The following is a 13,213-nucleotide window of genomic DNA, read 5'->3' on the forward strand; positions in this document are numbered from 1 at the left end:
CACCCTACGCCGCTAGAGCCGCCCGGAAGCCTTGAGCCGGATATACATGTCCGCAAGTTTCGGAGGAAGCTCATGGGGCGTTTCATCCACTACTTCTGCTCCCATGGACTTCAGCTGTGCGGTGACAGCTGCCCGGTCCAGCAGGGCCCGTTCCGCCGCGGCTGCGCGGAAAACATCGGCGGCTGAATCCCGGGCGGCCCGCAGTTCGTCCAGTGCAGGATCGCGCACCGAGGCGATAACCACCACATGCCGGGCCAGCAGCCGGGGGAGGACCGGCAGCAGGCCCTCCTCCACGGCGCCGGCATCCAAAGAGGTGATGAGCACTACCAGGGAGCGGCGCGAGGAGACGGAGGCGATGACGCCGGGCAGCAGGGAGAGGTCCGCCTCCACCAGTTCCGGTTCCAGCGGAGCCATGGCGTTGACCAGCCGGCTGAGCAGGTTTCCCTTGGCCGTGGAGTCCACGCGTGCCCGCACCCGCCGGTCGAGGGCCAGGAAATCGACCCGGTCGCCGCCCCCGCGGGCCAGCATCCCCAGCAGGAGCGCGGCCTCAATCCCGGTGTCGAGCCTGGGCTCATCAAGGATCCGGGCCGCCGAGGTCCGCGAGGTGTCCAGCACCATGATCACCCGGCGGTCCCGCTCCGGACGCCAGGTACGCACCACCGTGTCCCGGCGCCTCGCCGTCGCCCGCCAGTCGATGGAGCGCACGTCATCACCGCGCACATAGTCGCGCAGCGAATCGAATTCCGTACCGTTTCCTCGAAGCTGCACGGATGCGTTTCCGTCGAGCTCGCGCAGCCGGCGCAGCTTGGCGGGCAGGTGGCGTTTGGAGTGGAACGCGGGCAGCACGCGCAGTGATCCGGGGTAGGGGATGGTGCGCTGGCGCGCTGCCAGCCCCAGCGGGCCAAAGGAACGGACCGTGACGTGTGCGGTGCGCAGTTCGCCCCGCCGTTCCGGCCTCAGGATGCCTGCCGTTTGGCGGGCTTCCCGGGCCGGCACCGTAAGGCGGCGCACTGAATCCCGTGCCCCGGCGGAGGGCTGCCAGGCATCGCGCAGCACCGCGTGGAGCGTGCGGCCGGAGAGGTTGTGCACGGTGACGGCTGACCGCACATCCTCACCGAGCCGGGAACTCTCCGGCACATCGCGCTGAAGGCGCAGGCTCCGCGGGGAAACCGCCAGGGCCAGGTCGGCGCCCGCAGCCAGGGCAAGGATTCCCAGCCAGCCGAAGATGGCTGCGGCGCCCGGAAACAGGACTACGGCCACTGCACCCGCTGCGGCGAGGAGGACAAAGCGTCCTGAAACAGCCACGGTGCCTCCGCCTACCGGGGTACCGGGACGGTTGCGAGGATGCTCCCGAGCACGTCGTCCACGCTGACTCCGTCCATCTGTGCTTCGGGCCGCAGCGCCACGCGGTGCCGCAGGGCCGGCAGGGTCAGGGCCTTGACGTCGTCGGGCGTCGTGAAGGTCCTGCCGGAGAGCCAGGCCCAGGCGCGGGCGGTGTTGAGCAGAGCCGTCGCGCCGCGGGGAGAGACACCAAGCTGGAACGACGGCGCAGAACGGGTCGCCCGGACCAGGTCGACGATGTAGCCCAGGACTTCAGGTGCCACCTCCACCCGGGAAACGGCTTCCCGGGCGTGCCGGAGGTCCGTCTCGCCGGCTACCGGCCGGACGCCTGCTGCGCCAAGGTCCCGGGGATCGAACCCGCTTCCGTGCCGGCGGATGACTTCGATCTCGTCGTCCCTGCCGGGCAGGTCCAAAGTCATCTTCAGCAGGAAACGGTCCAGCTGGGCTTCGGGCAGCGGATAGGTCCCCTCGTATTCCACCGGATTCTGCGTTGCAGCAACCATGAACGGGTCGGGTAACGCGCGGGAGACGCCGTCAACGGTGACCTGGCGTTCCTCCATCGCTTCCAGCAGGGACGCCTGGGTCTTGGGCGGTGTGCGGTTGATTTCGTCGGCGAGCAGGATATTCGTGAAAACGGGTCCCTCGCGGAAGCTGAACTCCGCCGAGCGGCCGTCGTAAATGAGCGAACCGGTGACGTCACCGGGCATTAGGTCCGGAGTGAACTGGACCCGGTTCGTTTCAAGGGACAGCGCGGCCGCGAGGGTGCGGACCAGCAGTGTCTTGGCAACGCCCGGCACACCCTCCAGCAGCACGTGTCCGCGTGCCAGCAACGCGATGATCAGTCCCGTCACGGCGGCGTCCTGCCCCACGACGGCCTTGGCCACTTCCTGCCGGACGGCCTGCAACGCCCGGCGGGCACTCTCGGCTTCTTCGTCCAGGGTGTTGCCTGACTGGACCCCGCCGGCGGGGGAGGAGTACTGCTGGGTCATGGTTCGGTTATCGCTTCCTCTAGGTCCAAAAGTTCCTGGGACCAGGTCACCAGGTCACGGTCAGTTGCAGGTACATGGCGGTTGAGCAGGTTATCGATATCGGTGGCGGAGCGTCCGCTTGAACGCGCCGCGGCATCAACGACGGCGGCGGCGGTGCTTCCCGGGCCGAGCCTCAGACGTGCGGCGAGCCGGACGAGCGTGGCCGCACGAAGATTGGCCGCGGCTCGGTCCAGGGCACGGCTGTCCTGGTACAGGCGCGCCCTGCCGTCCGCTGTCTCAGCAGCGCGCACCACCACCGGCATCGGTTCCAGGGCCAGCGGCCCCAGCCGCCGCCCGCGCCAGAAGATAGCCGCCGCTGCGACGACGAGCGTCCAGATGAGCAGCGGATCCACCCACGCAGGAAGCAGGGAAAAGGGGTTTGCCGGAGCGGCGCCCGGCAGGATGTCCGCCGGAACCGGGAGGTACCAGACCAGGGTGTCCGTACTTCCCAGGACATGCAGCGCCAGGGCGGCGTTGCCGTCCCGGGTGATCGTTTCGTTTGCGAGCAGTCCGGTGAAGCCGAAGACGGTGTCCGATCCGTCCGCGGAGGAAGCATAAAGCCCGGCAGCGGGTTCGCTGCTCCCGGTGACCGGAAAACAGGTGACAGGGCCGCGGTAGGCCAGGCCCCCGGCAGTAACGGACCCGGCCGCTGCTGCGGCAGGGGCAGAGCAGTCCGACGCCGGCGCGGAACCGGATTCCAGCAGGGTCTCGGGAACCAGTCCTGCCTGGGCAATATCCGGTGCCAGCTCCGCGAGCTGGAGGAACGTGGGCTCCACCAGGACAGTTTTGTCCGCAGCACCGGCCAGGCGCCCGAGCTGGCCGCTGTCCAGATACTCGTTCGGATCAAGGAGCAGGAGCGTCGCTCCGCCGGACTCCAGCGCTTCCAGGGCCGCGTCGTAGTCCGCCGGGACCACGACGTCGACACCCTGTGCACGAAGCACGCTCGCTGCCGCCTTGGCGCCGTCCGGAGCGGGGTTATCCGCTGAGAGCGGGATCCGGTCCTCACCCGCAGAGGTCAGCAGGCTCAGCGCGACTCCGCCCGCCAGGACCAGTGCAAGGATGATCCAGACCCGCCAGGCCCGCAGCCTGTGCCGCAGGCTCCCCGGTGTCCGTGCTGGGAGGGCAGCAGTTCCGCCAGACGTGCTGTGCGGGAGTGCTGTGCTGCTCATTTCGGCACCGCCAAAGCCGGATCTGTGCGGAGGTGCGCCTGGACAGGTTCAGTCCGCAGCAGCTCGGCGTCGAGCCGGGCGGCCCGCTCGGAATCCGCTGCTCCGGCATGCGCGCCGCCGTACTTGACCTCGTCGAAGCGGGTGCTCAGCCAGCGGATATCGGTCCCTGCGGACGGAAAAACCGAGCTTAGGGCTGCTCCTGCTTCGCTGGCCGTGCGTCCCGGCCTGCGGTCCAGGATGACGCGCTCCTCGGCTGAGCGAAGGACTGCCCGCAGACGTTCGGCAAGCGCGGTGTCCCAGTCTCCGGCCGCAGCCGCGTGCTCGGCAAGCCGCCGGTGTCCTGCGGCGTCCTGCTCGGGGGCAGCGTCTTCGAAGATTCCTTCCGGGGGCTTGCGCCGGGCGTTCAGGCGCGGCCGAATGACAAGCACGGCAAACGCCAGCACCACCAGTGCGCCGAGCCCCAGCAGCAGGACACCGGTGCCGGACCCCAGGCCCTGGATGCCGGAAAGCACGTCGCCCAGCCACTCCAACACAGCGGCGATCAACTGCTCCGCCCAACCCGGCCGGGCATCCTGGTATTCGGGTCGGGCGAGCTCGGTTTCCAGCCACTGGCGGGCTTGCCGGTCGTCGGGTTCCACCGGCACGTCAAACGGCACGGCGGAACGGAGATAGAGGGGGAAAATCATGAGCGCCTAGCGGGACCCGGCGGCTCGTCCTCCGGGCCACGGGCCCGGAGGAACAGGGAACTGGCCGTGGCCGCCGCGGCCCGGAACGTCGTCGGGATCCCCGCTCGCAGCGTGTTCCTGCTCCCGCATCAGCACGACGTCGAAGCCTTCCCGGCGCATGCGGAGGTCGACGTACAACAGGGAGGTCACGGCGGCTTGGAAGGCGTACCCGATTGCTCCGAAGAACGCCGAGATGGCCGTGGTCAGGACCAGGACGGGCAGGATCGTCGAGAGGTCGTCCCCGGCGGCATCGCCGGATCCGAACGAGGCGAACAGGGTGACCAGCATGGTGATAGGCGTGCTGATCACGGAGACGATGATGGAGACGATGATGCTGGTGAGGATCAGGATGCCGAAGGTGCGCCACCAGTTGCCCCGGGTCAGCGACCAGGACCGGCCCACGGCGGCGAAAATCCCGCGCGGTTCCAGGACCAGGGCAGCGGGTGCCAGGGCGAGTTTGACCGTCAGCCAGGCGAAGACGGCGATAACCGCCAGGACTCCCAGGACCGTGAGGACGACTCCGGAGGTGCCCAGGAACTCAATGACGAAAACGACGGCGAAGACGAAGGCTGCCAGCCCGGCGATGGAAGCAGCGAGCATGAGCAGGGCCATGCCCCCCAGGCGGAGGTAGGACCCCTTGGCCAGGCGCCAGGTCTGCGCCAGGCCGGTCTTGAGGTTGAGGATCGCACGGGCCACAGGAATGACGAGCAGTCCCTGCATCGCCAGGATTCCGATCGCGGAGATGACGGTCAGCACGGTGCCGCCGGTCAGCACAGACGCCCCGAACGAAATGGCCTGGGCGTCGGTGAGCTCCGCCTGCGTGTCCAGGACCTCCAGTGAACCGATGAGGGACTGGCCGAAGACCACGCTCAGTACAGCGATGACGGCCTGGATGATGATGGCCGTGCCGAACGTTGCCGCCGGATTGCGGCGGCATGCCTGGAAGGCACCGTCCATGATCTCGCCCAGACCCAGCGGACGCAGCGGAATGACTCCGGGTTTCGGCGGTGCTGAGTACTGCCCGGGACCGTAGCCGGCCTGACCGGAAAAGGCCGGGCCATAGGGACTTTGGCCAGGCGCTGGGGCGCCTGGAGGAGGGGGCGTGCCCCAAGGCTGCTGCGGGGGAGCCTGCTGGCCCCATTGGGGCTGGGGCGGGGGAGCATACTGTCCCCACTGCGGCTGCGGCCAAGGAGGCTGCTGGCCCCATTGGGGCTGCTGACCCCATTGCGGCTGCTGCGAACCCGTAGGCGGAAGGGGTGGCTGCGACGCGTCGGAACTACCGTCGCCCGCCCCCGGATCGGGTTGGTTGTGATTGTTCTGACTCATGCCTGGCCCCCGCCTTGTCCGCACTTGCTGTTGTTTGTCCTTGTCCGACTATAGTTTCTGTCCGCGTTCCCCGGGACCCGGCGGGCCGCTGCAAAAATATGCCGCCGGGGATGATAGGGATAACATGGGCATTCCGGCGTGCCCCGCCTGCGCGCCGGGCGCAAGCCCTAACGGCCGCTGCCGCAGTGGGCAAGGAACGGACATGCCCGGCGCGGGCTGCAGGCGTCGATTGCCCATCAGGGGCAGGAAGTAAGTGGGGAACTGGAAAGCATGAAGGCACGGATACTGGTCGTAGACGACGACGAAGCCCTGGCGGAAATGATCGGCATCGTGCTGCGCAACGACGGGTTCGATCCCGTTTTCTGCTCCGACGGTGCGCAGGCCCTTGAAATCTTCCGCAGCACCAAGCCCGACCTGGTGCTCCTGGACCTGATGCTGCCCGGTATTGACGGCATCGAAGTCTGCCGGCAGATCCGCGCGGAGTCCGACCTTCCCATCGTGATGCTGACCGCTAAATCCGACACCGCCGACGTCGTCCGCGGTCTTGAATCCGGGGCGGATGACTACGTCCCGAAGCCCTTCAAGCCCGCCGAACTCGTGGCACGCGTCCGGGCCAGGCTGCGCCCGGTCGATTCGAAGTCGCCGGAGACGCTTTCAATTGGCGAAATCAGCATCGACGTTGCAGGGCACTCCGTGTCACGCGGCACCGACCGGATTGCGCTGACGCCGCTGGAATTCGACCTGCTGGTGGCGCTGGCGCGCAAACCCTGGCAGGTCTTCACACGGGAAATGCTGCTGGAACAGGTGTGGGGCTACCGCCACGCGGCCGATACCCGGCTGGTCAACGTCCATGTGCAGCGGCTGCGCTCCAAAATCGAGCGCGATCCTGAGGCGCCCGAAATTGTCCTGACGGTGCGCGGTGTCGGTTACAAAGCCGGCCAGAACTAGTTCCAGCTCCGCCTCCCCGGCGGAGCCCGGCGCCGCCGACGGCAAAAAGACCGGTTCATGGGCCGGTCAATGGATGGGCGCGGAGCGCCGGGCCCGGGCCGCGGCTGCCCTGCGCCGAATGGCGGAATCCGCCTACCGGGCAACCCTGGCGCGGGTTGCCGTGCGGTGGCGGCGGTCGCTGCAGTTCAAAACCGTCCTGGCGACCCTGCTCCTGGTGACCCTGGCGTCCGGCGGAATCGGGGCTTTCCTGTCCCACCAGATTGCCGGCGCCCTGTATGAGGAGCGCCTGACACAGTTCCGTGCCGAAGCAACTGCCGGCCTGAGCAGCGTCAAGGAAAACTTCCGGACCACCGCAGCCGTGGACCGCGAAGGCACCGAACGCCTGGTGTCCAACACGCTTTCCCTGCTCGAGGGGCGCGGTGCCGAAACCCCGCGCCGCTACCTGCTGACGCCCTTGCCCGGACAGGACAACCTCTACGTTTCTCCGCTGGGTGACGGCATCACTGCCAGCGGGATCCCGGCACCGCTGAGCGATTCCATCAACGCCATGGATCCGGACGGCGAGGACGTCGTTCACTGGTCCGCCCTGGCGCTTGCCTACGGCGAACCCGGCTTGGCGTTCGGCACCAAGGTCACGCTGCCCCCGGACCGCTCCGAATATGCGCTCTACCTGATCTATGACCTCTCCACCATGCAGCAGACCCTGGATGATATCCACCGGATCCTCTGGATCGCCGGCGGCCTGTTCCTGGCAATTATCGGAACGATCGCCTGGATTGTCACAAAGGCCGGCGTCGGCGCCGTCAGCGCCGCCGCCTCCGTGTCCGAAAAGCTTGCGGCGGGGGAGCTCCAGGAACGTATGGAGGTCAAGGGCGAGGACGAAGTCGCCAGGCTCGCAGCCTCCTTCAACCACATGGCCGCCACGCTGCAGGACCAGATCACCCAGCTCGCCCAGCTCTCCCGGATGCAGCAGGGTTTCGTCTCCGATGTCTCCCACGAACTGCGGACGCCGCTGACCACGGTACGGATGGCTGCCGAAGTGCTTTACGACGCACGCGACGGGTTTGATCCCATCAGCAAGCGCTCCACGGAGCTGCTCTACCACCAGGTGGAACGCTTCCAGGCGCTGCTCGCCGACCTGCTTGAAATCAGCCGCTTCGATGCCGGCGCAGCCGAACCGGACCTCGAGGCTGCGGATATCCTCGGAATCGTCCGCGACGTTGTGGAAGCCACCGAGCCGCTGGCCCTGAACAACGGTTCCGAGGTGCGCATTGTCTGCCGCGAGGACCGGGTAGTAGTCGACGCGGATCCCCGCCGCGTCGAACGAATTGTCCGCAACCTGGTCGTCAATGCGCTGGAGCACGGTGAAGGCAAACCCGTGGAGATCGCTGTTGCCACCAATGCCGACGCCGTCGGCGTGGCGGTCCGCGACTACGGCATAGGAATGAGCGACGACGACGCCGCGCGCGTCTTCGACCGTTTCTGGCGTGCGGACCCGGCGCGCGCCCGGACAACCGGCGGCAGCGGCCTGGGCCTTGCCATTGCAGCGGAGGATGCCCGGCTGCATGACGGTTGGCTGGAAGCATGGGGCAGCCCGGGCAACGGTGCCTGCTTCCGCCTGACGCTTCCGCGGCGGCACGGCGAAGGGTTCGCGGCGTCGCCTGTTCCCCTCTCCCCGCAGGACACGTCGCTGCCGGCACCGCCGCGCGCACTCTCTGCACTCGTGAGTCCTGATCCGGAGGAACACCATGACTAGCGGACTGCGCGGACGCCTTCGCGCTGCACTCCTCGTCGCCGTGATGCTTTTCCTGGCCGGGTGTTCCTCTATTCCCACGGTTGGGCCGGTGGGCACGGCTACTCCCAGCGCAGGCGGCAGCAACATCGCGAACCAGCTCAGCTACACTCCTCCCGGCCCCGCAGACGGTGCCGGCCCGCAGGAAATCATCGAAGGTTTCATTACCGCCGGAGTCGGTGCCGGAGAGGACTACAGCGCGGCCCGCGAGTTCCTCACAGCCGAGCTCGCCAGCTCCTGGGTTCCCGGCGAGCGGGTCGTGATTTACGGCGCGGACCCGAATGTGGTCCCGCTTCCCGAGCCCAATGCGTTCCAGATCCAGCTCGAAGTCGTGGCTTCGGTCAATGCCGGAGGCATACGCACGAGTTCCGCCCCCGGGACTACAGAGACCATCCAGGTCCGGCTGGCACAGCAGGACGGCGAGTGGCGCATCAGCGGCATTCCCAACGGAGTGATGATTTCGGACGTCACGTTCCCGACGGTGTTCCAGGCCCATAACCTGTACTTCTACTCGAGCACCTACAGCTACTGGGTTCCGGACACCCGGTGGTTTATCCGCCGGTCAGGCATAGCTGCCTCCGTGGTCAACGCCATGCTCGCGGGACCGGCTCCCTACCTGCAGGGCGCAGTGACCAGCGCTTTCCCCGCGGAAACGTCTCTGGCCCGCGATGCCGTTCCGGTGGTTTCAGGTGTGGCATCGGTGGACTTCTCGGCAGAGGTCCTCGAGGATTCCAGTGACCTCAGCCGGCAGCAGATGGCGCTGCAGCTGGAAAAGAACCTCCGCCAGCTCAACAATGTGAATTCGGTTGAGATGACGGTAAACCAGCGCCCGGTGGACCTGGGACCCGAGAACGATTCCCTGCTGGCGGTCCAGGATGATCCCCGCGTCGGCGATACCCAGATCGCAGTCTCCGGCGACAGCTTGACCTTCTTCCAGGACAGGCAGGCGGTGCCCATCGAAAACCTGCCTGACCTCAGTGAGTACGGCCCCCGGGAGCCCGCCGTATCGGCGGACCTGGCCACAATCGCCTTCCTTTCCAGCGACGCCGGCACCCTGCTGGTCACAGGTCCCGGCAAGGACGTCGCCCCCGTGGCGTCCGGAAGCGGCCTCAGCGCACCAAGCGTCGATCCAGAGGGCTGGATCTGGTCCGCCTCGGACGAGCCGTCCGGGAGCAAAGTGATCGCCGTCGGACCGGACCTCAAGCCTTCCGGCCAGCCTGGACTGACACCGTCGTGGCTCGAAGGGATGAAGGTCAAGGAGCTGAGGATCTCACGCGACGGAGCCCGTGCGTTGCTGGTGGTGGAACAGAACGGTACGGCCCGCGTCCTGATCGCCGGCGTCGTGCGCTCCTCTGGCGGCACCCCGCAGACGCTGACGGCACCGTTGGAAGTCTGGACTGACGATCCCGTGACGACGGCTGTCTGGGTCGGCGAGACCTCGGTTGCTGCGCTGCAGAAGGGCCAGGACGAGCGCCTTACCCCGGTCATCCTGGATCCAACGGAGGAGAACCGCACCCTGGCGCCGTGGGACGGGGGCTTCAGCCTGAGCGGTGGTGACGGTCCGGAAGACCTCTTCCTGCAGACCGCTGACGCCATTTACAAGAAACTGGGCAACGGCTGGATCAAGGAGATCGACGGGCTGCGGGATCCGGCGTTCCCGGGCTAGGGGGTCCGCTCCCGGGCGGCGCTTCCGCCTGGTCCCCTCGGGTATGCACCGCTCGGGTATACCTCCCGTCCGTCAGACATCCCTTCCTCCACATATCCGGCTGAAGGGCCGGACAGCCTCCGTTTGTCCGCCGCTGCTGTCCGTTTTACATGGCGGCGGCCCCCCGGCCGCAGTCTGGGGACATGTCTTCTCCGCGTTTGATTCCGTTCCGGGAAGCGGATCGGGTCCTCCAGCACCCCGCCGCCGCCGGGCTGCTGCGGGCCTGCCGCGAATTGCGGTCGGTGCTGCTGCCGGTGGTGTGTGCCGTGTGCGCACGGCCGGACGAATCGTTGTGCAACGGATGCGCTGCCGCGGTCAGGCATGCCACGCTGCGCCCCTTTGAGGCATCTTCCGGCGCAGGGCTGCTCCCTTTCCAGGAGGAGGATCCCGCCGCAGGCGCTTTCTGCCCGGCCGGGGACGGCAGCTCCGAGGAACCGCAATACCGCCCTCTTTCGGTGACGTCGGCCGGCCGCTACGGGACGGCACTGGCCCGGGTGCTGCTCGCCTGCAAGAACCACGGCCACACAGATCTGGTTCCTGTCCTCGGCACGGCGATGGCGCGCGCGCTGCACTCGGTTCCGGGCATCGGGCAGGATTGTGTCCACGTGGTCCCGGTTCCGGGGAAGACGCAGGCACGCTACCGCCGCGGATACGATCCGCTTGCCCTCATCCTTGGTTACGTCGGCCGCCGCGGACTGCTGCCCGGGAAGACGCACGTCAGCCGGCTGGTGCGGTACCGGCCAGGCGCCGAGGCAGCGGGATGGCTGCGCACCCGGACGGCGGGACAGAAGGGGCTCGGAGCGCGGGCCCGGAGGCGCAACGTGCACGGAACCATGACCGCGGGTCCGCCTGGATCCCTTCGGGGTCTGAAGGTGGTGGTGGCCGATGACGTCCTGACGACCGGAGCCACCGTTGCCGAAGCTGTGCGTGCCCTGCGCGGCGCCGGAGCGGAGGTGGTGGGCGCCGTCGTCATTGCTGCAGCGCGTGCGCCTTCAGCTGCCCGTTGACCATGGCGTTGCAGCAGGCCACGTCGGGAAAGGAAAAGAACAGCGTCCAAGGTCAGAAGGTGAATTTACTTTCGGGGTGATCTAACGTGTTGGTATGGACTGTTTCAAGCAAAGGAGCAGTCCTGCGGCAACGGCTGCGAAGGAAACTGGCAGCGGCCGTTGTTGTGTCACCGAAGAATATTGGAGGGCACCATGGAATTCATGATCAGCGGACGCAACGTTGCAGTATCCGATCGGTTCCGTCAGTACGCCGCCGAGAAGATCGGCAAGGTGGAGAACCTCGGAAACAAGGTGCAGCGGGTTGATGCACGGGTTACCAAGCACGAGAACATCCGCGAAGCCGACAGCTCCCTCACCGTTGAATTGACCGTCCTTGGACGCGGACCGGTAGTCCGTGCCGAAGCATCGTCCGCCGATAAGTTCGCCGCCTTTGACCTCGCCTACGGCAAGCTCATGGAGCGCCTCCGCCGCGCCAGCGACCGGCGGAAGGTCCACCGCGGGCGGCACACCCCTCTCGCGGTACGCGTGGCGACCGCCGGGCTGGAACCGGCCCGGACAGCAGAGCCGCTCGCCGCGCAGGTTGCCGCTGAAGAACCGGCTCCCGTGGAAGGCAATGAAGCCGACCAGGAGATGCAGACCGGCGAGTGCCCGGTGCTGATCCGCCGCAAGGTCTTTCCGGGCGCCCCTATGACCCTTGACGACGCCGTCGACAACATGGAACTGGTCGGCCACGACTTCTACCTGTTCGTGGATTCCGCAACTGGTGCGCCTTCGGTGGTGTACCGCCGGAAGGGATGGACCTATGGCGTCATCACCCTGGATTCGAAGTGCGCGGAAGGCGCAGAGGAATTGCGCGAAGAGATGCGCGGTTACCGCGACAACACGGTTGTGACAGAAGGGATCGAAGCCACCGCCTGAGGTCCGGGCCTGTCTAGGATGGGGGCATGCCAGCCGCCCTGACCCTGGACCAGGCCCGCCGCGCGGTTCTGTGCGCACAGCAGTTTGCGAAAGCGCGGCCCGCCAGCCCGACTCCCGGGCAGGTGGGCCGCGTTTTTGATTCCCTGGCCCTGTTGCAGATCGACTCCGTCAATGTCCTTGCCCGCAGTCACTATTTGCCCCACTTCTCACGGCTGGGCGCGTACGACCGAACGGTGCTGGACGGCATGTCATCCCGCCACCCGCGCCGCATGATGGAGTACTGGGCGCACGAGGCGAGCTATATCCATCCGGACCTGTTCGCAGACCTGCGCCTTTGGAAGAAGCGAAGCTGGGCGGGCTCCGTGGAACCGGAAGAACTCCGCCGGAGCGTCTCCGATGCGTTGCTGGCATTGCTGGAAGACAAACATCCGCTCACCGCGCGGCAGGCTGAAATGCTCCTGGGGCACGCCGCCGACAGGGAGAAAACACACTGGGGGTGGAACTGGAGCGTCGTCAAGCGCGTGCTGGAAGACCTGTTCGAACAGGGGATCGTTACCAGTGCCGGCCGTACTGCCCAGTTTGAACGGCTCTACGCCCCGACTGCCGCGGTGCATCCGCAGGGGCCGGCGTCCCTGGAAGACGGCGTCGACCTCGGCGAAGCACTGCTGCGGCTGACGGAAAGGGCTGCACGTTCGCTTGGCGTCGGCACGGCAAACGCACTTGCCGACTATTTCCGCCTGCCGGTTCAGGACACCCTGGGGGCGGCCAGGACCCTGTCCGCACGCGGGACGCTGGAGGAAACCTCGGTCGCTGGCTGGAAGGCACCGGTCTTCCTGCATGCAGCTGCCCGTATCCCGCGCCGCTGTCACGGCCGCGGGCTGCTGAGTCCCTTCGATTCGCTGGTATTTGACCGGCGGAGGCTGCGGGATCTCTTCGGGATCGACTACCGGATCGAAATCTATACCCCTGTGGCAAAACGGCGTTTCGGGTACTACGTGCTGCCCTTCCTGCTGCGGGAAAGGATCGCGGCGCGCGTTGACCTCAAAGCTGACCGGGCCCGGGGAGTGCTCCTGGTCCAGTCTGCCCACCTGGAAGCGGACGCACCGGATGATACCGCCGTTGAGCTGGCTGCGGAATTAGTCCTGATGGCACGGTGGCTGGACCTCGGAGAGGTTATGGTAAGACCTGTGGGCAACCTTGCGCCCGCCCTGAAACTGGCCGTTAGCCGTGAGTAGCCCACGCCGGGAACCCAGA

General features: G+C 67.1%; 11 protein-coding genes. 6 read left to right on the top strand and 5 right to left on the bottom strand.

Annotated elements, in window-relative coordinates; genetic code table 11:
• Positions 1–12: 12 nt before the first annotated feature.
• The 5 genes from LOC59_RS04135 to LOC59_RS04155 are packed head-to-tail and all read right to left on the bottom strand — an operon-like array spanning position 13 to position 5,220.
• On the bottom strand, positions 13–1,305 hold the full coding sequence (locus tag LOC59_RS04135; protein WP_229970687.1) for a DUF58 domain-containing protein: 1,293 nt from the start codon (positions 1,303–1,305) through the stop codon (positions 13–15).
• A gap of 11 nt (positions 1,306–1,316) precedes the next feature.
• Positions 1,317–2,330, bottom strand: coding sequence for an AAA family ATPase (locus LOC59_RS04140; protein WP_229970689.1), 1,014 nt, complete (start codon positions 2,328–2,330; stop codon positions 1,317–1,319).
• On the bottom strand, positions 2,327–3,538 hold the full coding sequence (locus LOC59_RS04145; RefSeq protein WP_229970691.1) for a DUF4350 domain-containing protein: 1,212 nt from the start codon (positions 3,536–3,538) through the stop codon (positions 2,327–2,329). Before LOC59_RS04145 ends, LOC59_RS04140 begins: the two co-directional genes overlap by 4 nt.
• Entirely contained in the window at positions 3,535–4,224 is a 690-nt protein-coding gene (locus LOC59_RS04150) for a DUF4129 domain-containing protein (RefSeq protein WP_229970693.1), read from the bottom strand. The genes LOC59_RS04145 and LOC59_RS04150 overlap by 4 nt, the downstream gene beginning before the upstream one ends.
• 6 nt (positions 4,225–4,230) lie before the next feature.
• Positions 4,231–5,220 (bottom strand): glycerophosphoryl diester phosphodiesterase membrane domain-containing protein, encoded by a 990-nt coding sequence (locus LOC59_RS04155; RefSeq protein WP_229970695.1) that lies wholly within the window; start codon positions 5,218–5,220, stop codon positions 4,231–4,233.
• Positions 5,221–5,859: 639 nt separating this feature from the next.
• Between LOC59_RS04155 and mtrA the strand changes: the two genes are divergently transcribed.
• The 6 genes from mtrA (at position 5,860) to LOC59_RS04185 (ending at position 13,194) form a co-directional block, all read left to right on the top strand.
• Positions 5,860–6,537: an MtrAB system response regulator MtrA gene (gene mtrA, locus LOC59_RS04160; RefSeq protein ID WP_227894487.1), complete on the top strand. Its 678-nt coding sequence runs from the start codon at positions 5,860–5,862 to the stop codon at positions 6,535–6,537.
• A 73-nt stretch (positions 6,538–6,610) separates the two neighbouring features.
• Positions 6,611–8,293, top strand: a complete 1,683-nt coding sequence (gene mtrB / locus LOC59_RS04165; RefSeq protein ID WP_229970697.1) for an MtrAB system histidine kinase MtrB — start codon at positions 6,611–6,613, stop codon at positions 8,291–8,293.
• Positions 8,286–9,995: an LpqB family beta-propeller domain-containing protein gene (locus LOC59_RS04170; protein ID WP_229970698.1), complete on the top strand. Its 1,710-nt coding sequence runs from the start codon at positions 8,286–8,288 to the stop codon at positions 9,993–9,995. Before mtrB ends, LOC59_RS04170 begins: the two co-directional genes overlap by 8 nt.
• 182 nt (positions 9,996–10,177) lie before the next feature.
• The gene (locus tag LOC59_RS04175; RefSeq protein ID WP_229970700.1) at positions 10,178–11,041 is read left to right on the top strand and encodes a ComF family protein; all 864 of its coding nucleotides are present in this window, start codon (positions 10,178–10,180) and stop codon (positions 11,039–11,041) included.
• A 192-nt stretch (positions 11,042–11,233) separates the two neighbouring features.
• A complete protein-coding gene (gene hpf, locus LOC59_RS04180; RefSeq protein ID WP_227894490.1) occupies positions 11,234–11,959 on the top strand; it encodes a ribosome hibernation-promoting factor, HPF/YfiA family in 726 nt (241 codons plus the stop codon).
• Positions 11,960–11,985: 26 nt separating this feature from the next.
• The gene (locus LOC59_RS04185; protein WP_229970703.1) at positions 11,986–13,194 is read left to right on the top strand and encodes a winged helix-turn-helix domain-containing protein; all 1,209 of its coding nucleotides are present in this window, start codon (positions 11,986–11,988) and stop codon (positions 13,192–13,194) included.
• Positions 13,195–13,213: the final 19 nt, after the last annotated feature.

This window comes from Arthrobacter sp. zg-Y916, assembly GCF_020907385.1.
GTDB lineage: Bacteria > Actinomycetota > Actinomycetes > Actinomycetales > Micrococcaceae > Arthrobacter_B > Arthrobacter_B caoxuetaonis.

Bases quoted from the DNA above. Each gene is read 5' to 3' on its own strand.
- LOC59_RS04185 (WP_229970703.1), top strand. From the start codon at position 11,986: ATGCCAGCCGCCCTGACCCTGGACCAGGCCCGCCGCGCGGTTCTGTGC.
- LOC59_RS04140 (WP_229970689.1), bottom strand. From the start codon at position 2,330: ATGACCCAGCAGTACTCCTCCCCCGCCGGCGGGGTCCAGTCAGGCAAC.
- mtrA (WP_227894487.1), top strand. From the start codon at position 5,860: ATGAAGGCACGGATACTGGTCGTAGACGACGACGAAGCCCTGGCGGAA.
- LOC59_RS04150 (WP_229970693.1), bottom strand. From the start codon at position 4,224: ATGATTTTCCCCCTCTATCTCCGTTCCGCCGTGCCGTTTGACGTGCCG.
- LOC59_RS04145 (WP_229970691.1), bottom strand. From the start codon at position 3,538: ATGAGCAGCACAGCACTCCCGCACAGCACGTCTGGCGGAACTGCTGCC.
- hpf (WP_227894490.1), top strand. From the start codon at position 11,234: ATGGAATTCATGATCAGCGGACGCAACGTTGCAGTATCCGATCGGTTC.
- LOC59_RS04175 (WP_229970700.1), top strand. From the start codon at position 10,178: ATGTCTTCTCCGCGTTTGATTCCGTTCCGGGAAGCGGATCGGGTCCTC.
- LOC59_RS04155 (WP_229970695.1), bottom strand. From the start codon at position 5,220: ATGGACGGTGCCTTCCAGGCATGCCGCCGCAATCCGGCGGCAACGTTC.
- LOC59_RS04170 (WP_229970698.1), top strand. From the start codon at position 8,286: ATGACTAGCGGACTGCGCGGACGCCTTCGCGCTGCACTCCTCGTCGCC.
- mtrB (WP_229970697.1), top strand. From the start codon at position 6,611: ATGGGCGCGGAGCGCCGGGCCCGGGCCGCGGCTGCCCTGCGCCGAATG.